Below are 15,273 nucleotides of genomic sequence, written 5' to 3'. Positions count from 1 at the left end.
GGTCAAAGAGAAAGCCACTAACATTAATGCGGTTACGCCTGATTACTTAATCGGTGCAGATGTGAGTTGTCTAATGAACATCGCCGGACGTTTATCGCGTGAAGGTAAAACAGTAAAAGTGCTACATATTGTGGATGTGCTAATGAGCAACATTGTTGATGATCTGAGCCAGTCAACGATTACCAATAATGATAGCCTTACCGTGGAGGTTAACTAACATGTCGATGAAAACCAGTGATGTGATCTTTAAGCAGCGAATTAAAGATCAAATGCAAGATGGATTTATGCGTAAATCGGTAGCCAATGCCCAAGAGCGTATGTTTACCAATCGTCAATTAGCGGCCGATAAACTTGGTAACTGGGATGAGTGGCGTGACAACGGCATGGCGATCCGTAACCATGTATTAGACAACCTTGATTATTACTTACATCAGTTAAGTGAAAATGTACAAAAGACCGGTGGCCATGTGTTTTTTGCACAAACAGCGCAAGAGGCCACTGACTATATTGAAAATATAATCAAACAAAAAGACGCTAAAAAAGTCGTTAAATCTAAATCCATGGTGACCGAAGAAATTGGTTTGAACGCCGTTATTCAACGTAATAACTGCGAGGTGATTGAAACCGATTTAGGTGAATACATTTTACAAGTCGATGACTGCGATCCACCGTCACATATTGTGGTGCCAGCACTACACAAAAACCGCGAACAGATCCGTGGCGTATTTGAAGACAAGATTGGTTATCAAGGCAGTTCTGATCCCGAAGAGATGACCCGTTTTGTCCGTGAACATATTCGCCATGATTTTGTCGAAGCCGATATTGGTATTACCGGCTGTAACTTTGCGGTTGCCGAGTCCGGTTCAATCAGCTTAGTGACCAATGAAGGTAACGCCCGATTAGCCACCTCATTACCGAAAACGCACATCGCGGTAATGGGCATGGAGCGTATCGTGCCGACATTCGAAGAGCTCGATATTATGGTCAGTTTGTTATGTCGCAGTGCGGTTGGTTTGCCATTAACGGGTTATGTTACCGCTATTACCGGTCCGCGAGAAGCCAATGATATGGATGGCGCTGAAGAGTTCCATTTAGTGATCTTAGATAATGGTCGCTCCGATATTTTAGCGTCAGAATTTAAAGACATTTTACGTTGTATCCGTTGCGCCGCCTGCGTGAATACTTGTCCTGCTTATCGCCACATCGGTGGTCAGTCTTACGGTTCTATCTACTCAGGTCCGATTGGTGCGGTATTGTCACCATTATTAGGTGGCTATGATGATTTCCAAGACTTACCGTATGCCTGTTCGTTATGCCAAGCGTGTAATGACGTTTGTCCGGTTAAGATCCCACTATCAGATTTGTTATTAAAACACCGTGAAAAAATGGTGATTAAAAAGATCACGCCATTAGCGGAACGCTTGACGGTTTCGGCATTTAACTACCTCAACTCCAGTCCTAAATTGTGGAACATGAGCATGAAGATTGGCGGCAAAGTGGCGCCTAAAGTGATTAAAAATGGCAAGTTACCGATTAATGTTGGCGCAGTTGCGGAGTGGACTGAAGCCCGCGACCTACCACAACCTGATGGTGAGTCATTCCGCAGTTGGTTTGCGAACCGTGATACCGCTGATGTAGGTACTGGTAAAAAGCAAGGTCAGGCTGCTGTCACAGGTATCGTTAACCCTAACCCTAACTCTAACAAGGTTGAGAAATAATCATGCAAGGTAAGATACATAACCGCGATAGCTTTCTGGGTTCATTGGCCGCTAAACTGGGTCGCGAGCTTAATACTCAAGGTGTTGAACGTCCACCATTGCCGCATAACCCGCACCATGATGTGATGGCGGGATTTAGTCAGCAACAGCTTGCTGATGTGTTTTTAGAATTCACCAAAACTAACTTAGGTTCGTTAGGTGTAAGCTGCACTAAAGCTGAGTTGCATGAAACCTTAAGCAGTATTTGTAATGGCTTTGGCGCTGGTAAAATTGTCGTGTCAGGTGATAATCGCTTGGCTAAGTTAGATGTTGCAAGCAGCTTAAAACGGCAGTTTGACGATGTCTATACTTGGGATGTTGACCAAGCCAGTGCCGTTAATATCAAACAAGCAGAGCAAGCCAAAGTCGGAATTGTGTTTGCTGAGCAAGCGTTAGCAGAGTCGGGCACCATGGTATTGCACAGCGCTGCATCTCATGGTCGTTCGGTCAGTCTATTACCAGAAACATCGGTATTCTTGGTACCACAAAGCCAAATTGTGCCGCGTATTACCCAAGCTGCGAAAGTGCTGCATGATAAAGCCCAAGCTGGTGAGCGTTTACCGTCTTGTGTTAACTTTATCTCAGGACCTAGTTCAACAGCTGATATCGAGTTAATCAAGGTGGTTGGTGTACATGGTCCAATTCATGCCGCATATGTCGTGATTGCTGATATGTAACTATATAAGTTAATGCATAAGTTAATGCATAAGTGAAGCAGAAACGAGAGCCATTAGCCTATAACTGGCATTGTTATTGGATCTCGTTATCTGTCGTTGTTTACGTGTATAATTATAACATCCCTTTCTTTCTAGTAAGCCGAGAACTGCATGCCGCAAATTGATGATTTAGTGTTATTTACCCAAGTGATAGAACAAGGTTCGTTTAGCAAGGTTGCACAAGCGAACAAGGTCACTAAGTCTGTGGTGAGTAAACGTATCAGCCGATTAGAAGAAGATTTAGGCGTGCAGTTAATCTTTCGGACCACCCGTAAGCTGACATTAACTGAAGCCGGTGAAATGTTGTTTTATCGCGCCAAGGGTATCGCCCAAACCGCCAAAAATGCCTTTGATACCGTCACCAGTTACAGTGAAACCTTAGCGGGTCACATTAAAATGTCAGTGCCCACTATCTCGGGTGAGCTTTTATTGGCAAGGGCGGTGGCTGAGTTTTGTGAAAAGCATCCGGGGTTAACCGTGGATATGTCGATGAACAATGACTTTGTCGATTTAGTCGCTGACGGTTATGACTTGGTGATCCGTACTGGTCATTTAGAAGATTCCAGTTTGATTGCTCGCCATATCTTTAACTCGCGTTGGATGATCTGCGCCAGCCCTGAGTATTTAGCACAGCAAGGCGAACCACAATTCCCTGAACAACTCGTGCCGTATAATTGCTTAGGTTATACCTGCCAAACTAGCGGCGCATTTAATTGGTTATTCACCCATGATGACGCGCCTTACAGTGTAAAAGTATCAGGTAACTTTAGTTCCAACAATGCGGTGGCGTTAAAACAAGCGGCACTCGCAGGCAAGGGACTGGCTTATTTACCCAAGTGTTTGGTTTATAACGAACTCGATAGCGGCAAGCTGGTGGAAGTCTTATCACAACAAACAGCGAAGGTGATCGGCATTTATGCCGTGTATCCGTATACCCGCAAACCGGCGAAAAAAGTGCAGTTATTGATTGAACATATCCGCGCTTGTTATCTGGAAATGAAAGAGAACTTTTAGCTGTTTCCGTTATTAGCACATTATCACGTATTTAAATGATGGGTTATTAAATAGCCGTTAAACACGGTCATTAATGCGTTAGAACGCCATCCATCTAGCGCGATCTATTAATAGCTACTAACCTTTCGGTTATTGATTTCACCTATGACTTAAAAAGTAGGTGAAAATATTGCCAGTTGTATTACAATCCAGTTTCTTTTTTTGTAATGCGAACCCTTCATGATTGATTTCTCTATTTTACCCGTCTATTTAACTGCTGTTGTGGCGTTATTGCTTATCCCTGGTCCTGACATGTTATTGATTGCTAGTTCAAGCTTAAGTTATGGTCGTAAGGTGGGATTATTTGCCAGCTTAGGTAATGCAACATCAGGTATTATCTTGACGTTATTAGCGGCGATGGGTGTTTCTGCGATGATCGCCATGAGCCCGATAGCCCTTAAAGCGCTGCATTTTCTGGGTGGACTGTATTTATTAAAAATGGGTTGGGATTGTTTACGTACGAGCTCGGTTGTGGCGCCTGAAGTCAATCAAACCAGTAAAATGGCGCGTTCGTTGTATCGTAAAGCGGTATTCAGTAATCTATTAAATCCAAAAGCGTTATTGTTCTTTGTGTTGTTTTTACCCCAGTTTGTCTCATCAAATATTGAAACTTCATCTGGCCAGCAAATGCTAGCACTGGGCTTACTGCTTAACGTGTTAGGTTTACTGTTTAACATACTGTTAGTGGTCACGGTCGGTACCTTAGGTAAATCATTATTAACCAATGAACGCTTCCACATTTATCAGCATAAGATCATGGGCTCGGTATTTGTATTACTTGGTGCATGGTTGCTATTTTCGCAAGTACCTGCGGCTGTTGCTTAGATTAATTACATGAACTAACGGCATACATTGATCGTATAAATTAATTGTATAAATAGTAATGTATAAACGGTTTAAATAGACCCGCGAGATTGCACGGATGCAGTCACTTAGCCCACGAAATAAACCTCAAAGTAATATTTCCTGTTATTCACTTCTTTTTACCAAGCAGACTACGTGATTTACATCACATTAGGTGCTATACTCCGCCAACTTAAAATTCAGTAATCTATATTTTAGTCCATTTTTTGGACAGGAGCGTTCCCTATCATTAGCACAGCAAATATTACAATGCAGTTCGGTGCCAAGCCACTTTTCGAAAATATCTCAGTTAAGTTCGGTGGCGGTAACCGTTACGGTTTAATCGGTGCTAACGGCTGTGGTAAATCAACATTCATGAAAATTCTTGGTGGCGATTTAGATCAAAGCTCTGGTAACGTGAAGCTTGATGAAAACGAACGTCTAGGTAAATTACGTCAGGATCAATTCGCATTCGAAACTAACACGGTAATTGATACTGTGATCATGGGCCACGCAGAAATGTGGACAGTGAAAGAAGAGCGTGACGCAATTTATGCTAACCCTGATATGTCTGAAGCAGACGGTATGCGTGTTGGCGATTTAGAAAGTGAATTTGCAGAGATGGACGGCTACACAGCTGAATCTCGTGCTGGTGAACTACTAATCGGTGTTGGTATCCCAGTAGAATTACATTACGGCCTAATGAGCGAAGTTGCTCCTGGTTGGAAACTACGTGTACTACTAGCACAAGCACTATTCTCTGATCCAGATATCTTACTACTTGACGAACCAACGAATAACTTGGATATCGCAACGATTGACTGGTTAGAAGAAACACTAAACGCACGTCAAAGTACAATGGTAATCATCTCGCATGATCGTCATTTCTTAAACAGTGTTTGTACTCACATGGCTGATCTTGATTTCGGTGAACTACGCGTTTACCCAGGTAACTATGATGATTACATGTTTGCTTCTGCATTAGCACGTGAGCAACTACTAACAAGCAACTCGAAAAAAGAAGCGCAAATTACCGAGCTTAAAGCATTCGTTGCACGTTTCTCTGCAAACGCATCGAAAGCAAAACAAGCATCATCACGTGCTAAACGTCTTGATAAAATTGAGCTTGATGAAGTTAAAGTATCTAGCCGTCAAACGCCATTCATTCGTTTTGAGCAAGCTAAACAGCTTTACCGTAACGCATTAGAAATTCAAGGTTTAACAAAAGGCTTTGATGAAGGTCCATTATTCTCTAACTTCAAAGCTATGGTTGAAGTTGGTGAGCGTATCGCAATTATCGGTACTAATGGTGTTGGTAAAACGACATTAATGCGTATGTTAGCAGACGAACTTACTCCAGATGCGGGTGAGTACAAATGGTCTGAAAACGTAAACATCGCTTATTATGCACAGGATCACGAATCATACTTCGAAGAAGATCTAACGCTAATGGAGTGGATGAACCAGTGGAAAGAAAAAGGCGATGACGATCAAACAGTTCGTGGTTACCTAGGTCGTTTACTGTTCTCTAATGATGACATTAGCAAGAAAGTAAGTGTACTATCTGGTGGTGAAAAAGGCCGTATGCTTTACGGTAAATTAATGATGCAAAAACCAAACGTATTATTAATGGATGAACCAACTAACCACATGGATATGGAATCAATTGAATCATTGAACATGTCTCTTGAGAAATATGAAGGTACATTACTGTTCATCTCTCATGACCGTGAGTTTGTATCTACAGTTGCAACACGTATCTGGGATATCACGCCAAACGGCATCGTTGATTTCGACGGTACTTACGAAGAATATATCGCAAGCAAATAATAACCATTAACCGAGCAATTCGTTGTTTGGTTTAGTGTCTATCGTTTGTAAATAAAAAGGCCATCACATAATGTGATGGCCTTTTTTGTATCTGAAATTTTATAAATGGGCTAATCTAATGCTTTGCAATAAAATCAGAATACGATAGGAACTGTGCTGCGATATGAAAATCCCTGAAGTCGGCTTTAACCATGCTAAAGCGGCAAACTGCGAAATTGAAGTGATTGATTTAGAAAAACTCTATCAAGGCAAAGATAACCTCACTCATAATCCGGCGTTACCACACCGAGTTGATTTTCATCAGATTATCCATATCGAAGAAGGTCAGGGCGCTCATTTAATTGATTTTGTTAATTACCCTTATCAATCTGGTGCGTTTATATTTATCCAAAAAAACCAAGTGCATGCGTTTGATTTTAGCGATAAACCGCAAGGTAAACTACTGCTGTTTACACAAGCATTTATCGATCAAGCACTAACGAATATGAGGTTGCCAGAGTTTACCCCTACGCATCTTGAGTACGCCTATCAGCCAGTTTTCATTCCTGATGCAGCAACCATGAGCAGTAGTGAAAAACTGCTGGATGAGCTTAACAAAGAGCTGGTGCACCAGCAGTCTAATGATCTTATTGTCATGTTGCTGTTTTCTTCACTGGCGTTGATGTTGCGCCGAGTTATGCCTGACAATCACCATGATAAATTAAATAATAATCAGCTAACTAAATTCAATGACTTTGTGACGCTGCTTGATGCCAACTTCCACCGCTGCCGAGATGCGAGTTATTATGCAGAGCAGCTCCATACGACCTACAAAACCTTAAATCAGATCTGTAAATTAGCGACCAATCAAACCGCCAAGCAACTTATCGATGCTTACACTATTTTAGAAGCGAAAAGACGCTTGGTTTTGGATGGTACGCCAACTCAACAGCTTGCTTATGAATTGGGATTTGAGGATGCCAGTAATTTTGTGAAGTATTTTAAAAAACATACCCTGATCACGCCATCTCGTTTTCAGAAACAATTTCAAGGTTCGTAATTGACCATTTTCCCACTTGTTTTGACCATGTGCTGTCGGACTTTATCTACTAATATGTTATTACACCAACAGAAGGGGTAAATGATGAAAAAAGGTATTTTAGCTATTTTAGCGACGACGGTTTTAGTCACTACTGCATGTACAAGTCAAGTTACAACTGAGGGAAAAACAATGAGTCTATCAAATAAAGACAAAGCGGTTGCGCTTCTTACCAGCATTGAGACTGGTGATCAGCAGGCTGTTGCTTATGTTAATCCTGACAAGTATACCCAACATAACCTGGCTGTTGGCGACGGTCTTGCTGGTTTTGGTGCGGTTCTTCAAGCGCTGCCTGAAGGTAGTGCTAAGGTTGATGTAAAACGTGCTTACCAAGATGGTGATTATGTATTTACCCATACTGATTATAACTTCTTTGGCCCTAAAGTTGGTTTTGATGTATTTCGTTTTGAAGATGGTTTGATCGTTGAGCATTGGGATAATTTAGCTGTGATAACCCCTGCCAATCCAAGTGGTCGAACTCAGCTAGATGGCCCAACAGAAGTGCGCGATTTAGATAAGACAGACGGCAACAAAGCATTAGTTGGCGACTTTGTTGACACTATTCTTGTTAAAGGTGATTTTGCCCAATTGGGGCGTTTTATTGATGACGGTGACGCTAATTACCTGCAGCACAACTCAGCGATTGCAGATGGCCTCTCAGGTTTAGGCAAAGCATTAGAAGCAATGGCACAACAAGGCGTTAAGATGGTTTATAACCAAAACCATATCGTCTTAGGTGAAGGTAACTTTGTACTGAGTATCAGTGAGGGCAGTTTTGCTGGTGAAGCCGTTGCTTTCTACGACCTATTCCGCGTAGAAAACAATAAAATTGTAGAGCACTGGGATGTTATCGAAGCCATTCCTGCGAAAGATACCTGGAAAAATAATAACGGTAAATTTGGTTTCTAAACTAAATTGGTTATCTAGCAAATAAACTAAATTAGTTCTCTACTAACCGTGGTAGTCAGTGCCCCACGGTTTGTTTCGCTCACCATCGCACTCTCTTGTTGCTTCTATTACTAGGAGGTCTTGTGAATATTAATCAATATCAAAACGAAATTGCTTTGTTTGAACCTTATATCGCTCATAAACCTGTACTCAATCCAGCTGTAAAAGAAGATATTGTCGATCTACTTTTAGCTGAACTTGAAGCTGTTATTAGTCAGTTTGGAGTGACTCAAGCAAATGGATATTCACAGAAAAGGCAGCTTCTGCGTGCGGCTCTTAATGCGTTAGCACCACATACTTTATCTGAAAAGGGAACTGATCACTTAAACCAGCTACTGCAAGCAGAGCTGAATGAAAGTGAACCGGTTGCTGGAGATCTTCTCGCACAACAACCATTTTTCAGCATCAACAATACTAAAGTGGTGCTTTGGCGGGGGGACATAACTAGCTTAAAAATAGATGCAATCGTGAATGCGGCCAACAGCCAGCTGCTAGGTTGTTTTCAGCCATTGCATGAATGTATAGATAATGCGATCCATTCTAAAGCCGGTGTTCAGCTTAGAGATGATTGCAATACCATAATGCAAAAACAAAATACGCTAGAAGCCACTGGTTGCGCAAAGGTTACCCGCGCTTACAACTTACCTGCTAAGTTTGTCATCCACACCGTTGGACCGATAGTGCAAGGTGAGCTTACCAAGGCTCATCATCAAGGATTAGCCAATAGTTATCAAAGTTGTTTGCAAGTATGCGCACAGGTTGAACAAATTCGCAGTCTTGCGGTTTGCTCAATTTCAACTGGGGTATTTGGTTACCCAATAGAAGAGGCGACTGATACTGCTGTCACCACCGTTTGTGAGTGGCTGAAAAGCAATCCGGATCAGCTTGAGTATATCGTGTTTAATGTTTTTTCTGATCGCGACTACCGCTGCTACCAACTTTTTATTGAGGAGATGTTATGTCGAATCTAATGCACTCATCGGTACTTAAACAATGTGCTGAACTGATTGCATCCGCTGATGCAGTAATAATCGGTGCTGGTGCCGGTTTGACTGCGGCGGCAGGCATTAATTATACCGATACCAAGGTGTTTGCTAACATTTTTCCTGGCTGGGTGAAGAAAGGGTTCACCATGCAGTATCAGCTTATGGGTTACCCGTACTGGACTCAAGTTGAGCAGTGGGGTTATTACACCGTGCATTTGGACTACGTATACTACCAACAAAAGAGCAATGCTTTGTATCAGCAGTTAAGAAATCTGGTTGGTGAAAAAGATTATTTTGTGATGACTTCTAATGTCGATGAGATGTTTCATAAAAATGGCTTTGATAGGGCTAATATCTACAGTCCACAAGGCAGTTATGGCAAGATCCAGTGTACCCAACCTTGTTCTAATCAAGTCTGGGATATTCAACCATTTTTTGACAACATGCAAAAAGCGTTAGATCCTGAAACACAGGTTTTAAACAACAAAGCTGCTGTACCCCGCTGCCCTAATTGTGGCGGCACTATGTTTGTTAATGTTCGTATTGATGGTTCTTTTATTGAAGAACCGTACGAAGGTGAATATCAACGGATGATGAGCTGGTTGGAAACCAATCGTGACAAGAAGATCGTCATACTGGAAATGGGCGCTGGTTATAATACCCCGACAGTGATCCGTATGCCGATGGAGAATTTAACCACGATGTTACCTAATTCGACATTGATCAGAGTCAATATGGACCATGCTGAAGTCCCTGAACAAATAGCCCATAAGAGTATCTCGATAGAGGGGGATATTAAGTCGTTTATTAAAGAATTAAGTTAGTAATATCATTCACGAGTAAAGGAAGTATTAATTATGCGTTATTTAAAAAAATTATCTCTAGCATTATTAGTTATGTTAGCAACACTGTCGAGTGCTTTTGCAGCAGACTCTGGAGTGATTGAAGTGGTAACTCTGAAATTGAAAGAGGGTGTCTCTTATAGTGAGTTTGCGCCCATTGATAAAGCGGTTGAAGATCAGCATGTGGCTAAACAGCCCGGATTTATATCACGAGAATCAGCGGCGGGAGAAAATGGCGAGTGGCTAGTGATCGTTCACTGGCAATCGACGCAAGATGCTGAGGCATCTATGGCTTCTTTCATGAGAGCCCCTGCAGCGCAAAAATTTGTCGATAACATTGACGGTTCGACTATGGTGATGAAGCGTTATTCACGAACGTTTAAATAACCTTTAAGTCGTACTTGGAGCCTAAGGCCATCAAATAATGTGATGGCCTTTTTTGTCTCTGTAATCTGAGCTAATAGTGATTTAATTTTATTAAACCGTTTTATTATCCGCTTGCTGATAGGCATAATTAACTGGTACAAAGCGACTGAGGATTAATGATAAACAGGCAATCGCAGCGCCTGCATAAAACACCAATGATGGATCATATAACCAGACCATGCCGAACATTACCGGAATAACCACCGCCGCAATATGATTAATCGAGAAACTCACGCCCATACTACCGGCAATATCTTTCGGGTCAGCAATTTTTTGGAAATAGGTTTTTAGGGCTATTGCCATGGCAAAGAACAGGTGGTCAATAATATATAACACAGCAGCCCATTCAGCTGATTCAACCAAAGCATAACCAACAAATACCAAGATAAGGCCAGTGTATTCAATTGTTAATGCGCGGCGCTCACCGACACGGCCAATCCATGCGCCGATCTTAGGGCCTAGATACAGGTTGATAACATGGTTAAGCATGAATAAAGCGGTGATCTCAGCAACCCCATAACCGAATTTTTCGACCATCAAGAAACCTGCGAATACCACGAATATTTGTCTGCGCGCCCCGGATAAAAACGTCAATAAATAATACAAGCTATAACGCTTACGTAAGATCAGTTTCTTATGTTGCACATGGGCATGACTGACATCGGGTTTATGGGTGGCTAACCATGCCGTGATCGCTAATCCAACCAGTCCACACGTCACATATATGGTAATGTAGTCAGCCTCGAACACAGTGAATGCTAACCAGATAGCGGCAAAGGTAAACAGGGCGGCAAAAGATTTAATCGCTAATAGACGGCCGAGTAGCGCAGGGGCTTCGGCTTTACTAAACCATTGCAGGCTTAATGATTGATTGATAGTTTCGTAGTAATGGAAACCTATCGACATCAACACTGTGGTGGCATACAAGCCATACACAGATGGGAAAAAACCAGTCAGGGCAACCCCAATGCACAGCAAGGCTAACGAAATAATAGCAAATACTTGTTCGGTTAATACCAGTAATACAAATGCTGCGGTAAAGGCCAGTAAGCCCGGGATCTCACGTATTGATTGTAATGTGCCTATCTCAGCGCCGGTAAATGCCGCATTCTCGATAGCAAAATTATTCAGTAGCGCATTCCATGCTGAAAAGGTCATCGACATGACAATACCCGCTAGGGCAAGAAATACGAACGGACTCTCTTTAGAGAGTGATTTAGGCAATGATTTCATGGTTATAGACGGCTAATTGACAAGGGGATCGTTAGATTAGCATTGTTACGCGTTAAAGTACGAGGGTATTAAGATAAAGCACCAAACCGAGCAAGTTAGCTTGTGTATCCGGTGCTTATCTCAATGCTGATATCCGCTTATTATGATTTATTTAGGGCGCGGATTATCATGTAGGGGTATAGCGTTCGATTTCTTTATTACTTTTGGTTTTCAACCTTGGTGATCGCTTTAATTTTTTTACTAATTTCACGGCGTTCTTTAGATAACTCAGCACCATTAATGATATGGTCATCAACACGATCTTCATAATCTGATTTCATGTTTGCGATAATTTCAACAATCTCTGCTTGAGTCAGCTCTGGAGTCAGATAGTCAAGTAGGTTATCAAGCAGATCAACACGTTTTTGGTTATCGCGGATCTTTTTATCGTTGTCGTGGATCTCACGTTTTAGTTTATTTTTACGGCGAGAGTTTTTAACTGCATCAAAAGCGTTATTCATTAGTACACCCTATTATCTTATGAAAAGTTATTAAAAGAAATCGTCTTTAATTTAACAGGATAATAGCCTAAAAGCTCTGTGTTTTTTAGCTTGCTAGCGGTAAATTTCAATTTTTTGCACTCAATCAAAAATGGTTATTTTATAAACCACCCAGTAAAAACGCGGCTTGTGCTATCATTACTAGCTAACATATCGAAGGAATTATCATGCAATATCAAGATCTAAGCCAACAGTGGTCAGCATTCTCTAAGGCAATTTTAGCATTCTCACAACAGCTTGGCTTAGCCACTCAATCAGATGTAAACAAGCACACAATCTGGTGTGATCATGTGGCATTACGCGTCAACGATATTGCCATTGCAGAGTCACTATTGGCGGAATTTAAACTGCGTGGTGAAGTCATCTCTGACAGCATCATCAATGGCCGACCGATTTATATCATTGTATTAGCCGAGCCATTAACGTTAGGGCATTGGCAAATTGAGTGTATTGAACTACCGTTTCCAGCCAAGCATTATCCACAACAAGGCTGGGAACATATCGAGTTAGTATTACCGGGTAATGCAACTAATATGGACGAGCTAGAGCAAGCATTACGGGTAATTAATCCTCATATTGATACAGTATTAAGCAATGATAGCAGTATTAAAATTAAACGCTCGGCACCACAGGCTGCAGGCGAGACATTAGCCAATCCGACGATCGCTTTTAAACAAGGCGATATCTGCATTAAGGTACACAGTGCCGGTATTAAAGCTGTGGTTGCCAGTGAATCTACGGCATAATAGCTGTAATTGATAATCATTCTTAATAAGTTAAAGTAGACGTGGTTTTATATACATTATGATAAAAACAAATACCATGGAAAAAACAAATACCCACTCTCAGCAAGACTCTCAGTCTGCGCACCAAGGTAATCGAATTAGCTGGTCGCTGATCCGTGCGCGGGTATTACGCCAAAAGAAACCATTAATCACAGCGCATATCATTGCGGTGTTTGCCACGTTAGTCAGTGTGCCGATCCCCTTGATGATGCCGTTGCTGGTGGATGAAGTGTTGTTAGATAAACCGGGCGCAGCAGTGCAAGCGATGCAAAATCTGTTTCCAGAGTCATGGTGGGGACCACAACTATACGTTTTAGCCATTCTTGGTTTAGTGGTGTGCTTACGTCTATCGAGCTTAGTCTTGTCAGTATGGCAAGCACGACAATTTACCATCATAGGTAAGAATTTAAGCTTCTATATTCGCAATCAATTGATGCAGCATTTACCGTTGGTATCCTTGACTGAATATGAAACCCAAGGCTCGGGCGGCATTAGCTCTCGCTGTATTACCGATGTTGAAACCATCGATAAATTCTTAGCGGAAACCTTATCTAAGTTTTTGGTTAGTATGTTGACCATTATTGGAACGGCAGCTATTTTATTATGGATTGATTGGCAATTGGGTTTGATTATCTTATTGCTTAATCCGGCGGTGATCTATTTTTCTCGTTCGTTTGGTAAACGGGTTAAAAATTTAAAGACCCGTGAAAATGCCGCGTTTGAAGCCTTTCAAGAATCACTGATTGATACCTTAGATGCGATCCAACAATTACGTACCGCACAGCGTGAAAAGCAATACTTTAGCCGTGTTGTTGATGCCGCCAGTGAATTACGTCATAGCGCTATCCAATCACAATGGAAAACCGATGCCGTTAACCGGTTAAGCTTCACCATCTTCTTAATTGGTTTTGAAGTGTTTCGGGCTATCGCTATGTTGATGGTGGTGTTTGCAGATCTTACTATCGGTCAGATCTTTGCGGTATTTGGTTATCTGTGGTTTATGATGGGGCCAGTACAAGAGCTATTGAGCATTCAATATACTTACTTTGCGGCCTCTGCGGCACTGAAACGATTAAACGGCGTATTTGAGTTAACGCAGGAACCACAATACCCGTGTGTTATTGATCCCTTTACCAATCATGACGGGGTGAGTGTTGAATTTAAAGATATTTGTTTTGCTTATAACACTGAAAACAAAGTGATTCGGAATGTAAACTTAGTGATCCCTAAAGGCAAAAAAGTGGCAATCGTTGCTGTCAGTGGCGGTGGTAAATCAACACTGGTGCAGCTGTTATTGGGTTTATATGAGAAACAGCAAGGCGAAATTTTAATTAACGATGTACCGCTAAACCAGATTGGTTATAATAAAGTACGTGAGAACATTGCTACGGTATTACAACAGCCTATCTTGTTTAATACTTCGATTCGAGAGAATTTATCTATGGGTCATCAATTTAACGATGATGAACTGTGGCAGGCATTGCAAGTTGCCGAAATGGCAGACACAATTCAACAACTCGGTCATGGATTAGATACCTTAGTCGGACGTAATGGCGTACGTCTTTCTGGTGGGCAACGCCAGCGTTTAGCAATTGCTAGAATGGTATTAAGTAAACCACAAATGGTAGTATTTGACGAAGCGACATCAGCATTAGATACTGAAACCGAAAGTCGTTTGCACCATAACTTGAGCGAGTTTTTACAAGACAGAACCACATTAATTATTGCGCATAGACTCAGTGCGATTAAGCAGGCTGATTTGATCTATGTGCTCGATGATGGCGAAATTAGCCAGTCAGGACAACATCATGAATTACTACAGGTTGAAGGGCTTTATCAAACGTTGTACGGCCGCTTGCAATCAACTCATTAACCGTGAGGGAAAGCAGATTATGGAAAATAAGAGTATGGGCAAAGATAGTATGAAAAAAGACATGACCAAAACAGATGCCGAGTGGCAAACACAATTAACCGATGAAGAGTTTCACGTGTGCCGTAAAAAAGGTACGGAACATCCATATACTGGCACATTGCTTAATAATAATGATGTGGGTGTATACAAGTGTAAATGCTGCGGTAGTGAATTGTTTACTAGTGATAGTAAATTTAATTCCGGTTGCGGTTGGCCAAGTTTTGATAAAGAAATCAACGACGGCGCGGTGGTATATAATGAAGACAACAGCTGAGCGATGCAACGTATCGAAGTGACTTGCAGTCACTGCGACGCGCATTTAGGG

15 protein-coding genes and 1 pseudogene are annotated in these 15,273 nt (G+C 41.7%); 14 read left to right on the top strand and 2 right to left on the bottom strand.

Translation table 11 applies throughout. The features are described 5' to 3' along the window. The 11 genes and pseudogenes from QNK26_RS03820 to QNK26_RS03770 form a co-directional block, all read left to right on the top strand. Positions 1-217, top strand: a pseudogene (locus tag QNK26_RS03820) ((Fe-S)-binding protein); the annotation flags it as partial. A gap of 1 nt (position 218) precedes the next feature. Next, positions 219-1,718, top strand: coding sequence for a LutB/LldF family L-lactate oxidation iron-sulfur protein (locus tag QNK26_RS03815; RefSeq protein ID WP_319220936.1), 1,500 nt, complete (start codon positions 219-221; stop codon positions 1,716-1,718). Positions 1,719-1,720: 2 nt separating this feature from the next. Continuing rightward, positions 1,721-2,434, top strand: a complete 714-nt coding sequence (locus QNK26_RS03810) for a lactate utilization protein C (protein ID WP_319220935.1) — start codon at positions 1,721-1,723, stop codon at positions 2,432-2,434. A gap of 150 nt (positions 2,435-2,584) precedes the next feature. Continuing rightward, on the top strand, positions 2,585-3,487 hold the full coding sequence (locus tag QNK26_RS03805) for a LysR family transcriptional regulator (protein WP_319220934.1): 903 nt from the start codon (positions 2,585-2,587) through the stop codon (positions 3,485-3,487). 219 nt (positions 3,488-3,706) lie between these two features. Next, positions 3,707-4,351, top strand: coding sequence for a LysE family translocator (locus tag QNK26_RS03800; protein ID WP_319220933.1), 645 nt, complete (start codon positions 3,707-3,709; stop codon positions 4,349-4,351). 264 nt (positions 4,352-4,615) lie between these two features. Next, positions 4,616-6,199 carry an ABC-F family ATPase gene (locus QNK26_RS03795; RefSeq protein ID WP_319220938.1) on the top strand — a complete coding sequence of 528 codons (1,584 nt, stop codon included), beginning with the start codon at positions 4,616-4,618 and terminating at the stop codon, positions 6,197-6,199. 163 nt (positions 6,200-6,362) lie between these two features. Then, positions 6,363-7,238, top strand: a complete 876-nt coding sequence (locus tag QNK26_RS03790) for a helix-turn-helix transcriptional regulator (RefSeq protein WP_319220932.1) — start codon at positions 6,363-6,365, stop codon at positions 7,236-7,238. An 84-nt stretch (positions 7,239-7,322) separates the two neighbouring features. Beyond that, positions 7,323-8,186, top strand: a complete 864-nt coding sequence (locus QNK26_RS03785; protein ID WP_319220931.1) for a nuclear transport factor 2 family protein — start codon at positions 7,323-7,325, stop codon at positions 8,184-8,186. Between the two features lie 122 nt (positions 8,187-8,308). Further along, complete coding sequence (locus QNK26_RS03780) at positions 8,309-9,196, top strand: protein-ADP-ribose hydrolase (RefSeq protein ID WP_319220930.1); 888 nt, start codon at positions 8,309-8,311, stop codon at positions 9,194-9,196. After that, complete coding sequence (locus QNK26_RS03775) at positions 9,184-10,035, top strand: Sir2 family NAD-dependent protein deacetylase (RefSeq protein WP_319220929.1); 852 nt, start codon at positions 9,184-9,186, stop codon at positions 10,033-10,035. The genes QNK26_RS03780 and QNK26_RS03775 overlap by 13 nt, the downstream gene beginning before the upstream one ends. A 33-nt stretch (positions 10,036-10,068) precedes the next feature. After that, a complete protein-coding gene (locus QNK26_RS03770; RefSeq protein WP_319220928.1) occupies positions 10,069-10,440 on the top strand; it encodes a hypothetical protein in 372 nt (123 codons plus the stop codon). Positions 10,441-10,530: 90 nt separating this feature from the next. On the opposite strand, the gene QNK26_RS03765 is transcribed toward QNK26_RS03770, so the two are convergent. Further along, complete coding sequence (locus QNK26_RS03765) at positions 10,531-11,643, bottom strand: MFS transporter (RefSeq protein ID WP_413816345.1); 1,113 nt, start codon at positions 11,641-11,643, stop codon at positions 10,531-10,533. Between the two features lie 266 nt (positions 11,644-11,909). Continuing rightward, positions 11,910-12,212, bottom strand: coding sequence for a DUF496 family protein (locus tag QNK26_RS03760; protein WP_319220926.1), 303 nt, complete (start codon positions 12,210-12,212; stop codon positions 11,910-11,912). Positions 12,213-12,418: 206 nt separating this feature from the next. Between QNK26_RS03760 and QNK26_RS03755 the strand changes: the two genes are divergently transcribed. The 3 genes from QNK26_RS03755 to msrB all read left to right on the top strand — a co-directional run bounded on the left by QNK26_RS03755 (position 12,419) and on the right by msrB (position 15,222). Further along, the gene (locus QNK26_RS03755; RefSeq protein ID WP_319220925.1) at positions 12,419-12,997 is read left to right on the top strand and encodes a VOC family protein; all 579 of its coding nucleotides are present in this window, start codon (positions 12,419-12,421) and stop codon (positions 12,995-12,997) included. Positions 12,998-13,073: 76 nt separating this feature from the next. After that, a complete protein-coding gene (locus QNK26_RS03750; RefSeq protein ID WP_319220937.1) occupies positions 13,074-14,909 on the top strand; it encodes an ABC transporter ATP-binding protein in 1,836 nt (611 codons plus the stop codon). A gap of 19 nt (positions 14,910-14,928) precedes the next feature. Continuing rightward, positions 14,929-15,222, top strand: coding sequence for a peptide-methionine (R)-S-oxide reductase (msrB, locus tag QNK26_RS03745; RefSeq protein WP_319220924.1), 294 nt, complete (start codon positions 14,929-14,931; stop codon positions 15,220-15,222). The last annotated feature ends 51 nt before the right edge of the window (positions 15,223-15,273 follow it).

This window comes from Moritella sp. (assembly GCF_033791185.1).
Classification (GTDB): Bacteria; Pseudomonadota; Gammaproteobacteria; order Enterobacterales; family Moritellaceae; genus Moritella.
The sequence above is the reverse complement of the archived record's forward strand: the minus strand, read 5'-3'. Positions and strand labels throughout refer to the sequence as shown.

Bases quoted from the DNA above. Each gene is read 5' to 3' on its own strand.
- QNK26_RS03815 (WP_319220936.1), top strand. From the start codon at position 219: ATGTCGATGAAAACCAGTGATGTGATCTTTAAGCAGCGAATTAAAGAT.
- QNK26_RS03810 (WP_319220935.1), top strand. From the start codon at position 1,721: ATGCAAGGTAAGATACATAACCGCGATAGCTTTCTGGGTTCATTGGCC.
- QNK26_RS03805 (WP_319220934.1), top strand. From the start codon at position 2,585: ATGCCGCAAATTGATGATTTAGTGTTATTTACCCAAGTGATAGAACAA.
- QNK26_RS03800 (WP_319220933.1), top strand. From the start codon at position 3,707: ATGATTGATTTCTCTATTTTACCCGTCTATTTAACTGCTGTTGTGGCG.
- QNK26_RS03790 (WP_319220932.1), top strand. From the start codon at position 6,363: ATGAAAATCCCTGAAGTCGGCTTTAACCATGCTAAAGCGGCAAACTGC.
- QNK26_RS03785 (WP_319220931.1), top strand. From the start codon at position 7,323: ATGAAAAAAGGTATTTTAGCTATTTTAGCGACGACGGTTTTAGTCACT.
- QNK26_RS03775 (WP_319220929.1), top strand. From the start codon at position 9,184: ATGTCGAATCTAATGCACTCATCGGTACTTAAACAATGTGCTGAACTG.
- QNK26_RS03770 (WP_319220928.1), top strand. From the start codon at position 10,069: ATGCGTTATTTAAAAAAATTATCTCTAGCATTATTAGTTATGTTAGCA.
- QNK26_RS03765 (WP_413816345.1), bottom strand. From the start codon at position 11,643: ATGTCGATGACCTTTTCAGCATGGAATGCGCTACTGAATAATTTTGCT.
- QNK26_RS03760 (WP_319220926.1), bottom strand. From the start codon at position 12,212: ATGAATAACGCTTTTGATGCAGTTAAAAACTCTCGCCGTAAAAATAAA.
- QNK26_RS03755 (WP_319220925.1), top strand. From the start codon at position 12,419: ATGCAATATCAAGATCTAAGCCAACAGTGGTCAGCATTCTCTAAGGCA.
- QNK26_RS03750 (WP_319220937.1), top strand. From the start codon at position 13,074: ATGGAAAAAACAAATACCCACTCTCAGCAAGACTCTCAGTCTGCGCAC.
- msrB (WP_319220924.1), top strand. From the start codon at position 14,929: ATGGAAAATAAGAGTATGGGCAAAGATAGTATGAAAAAAGACATGACC.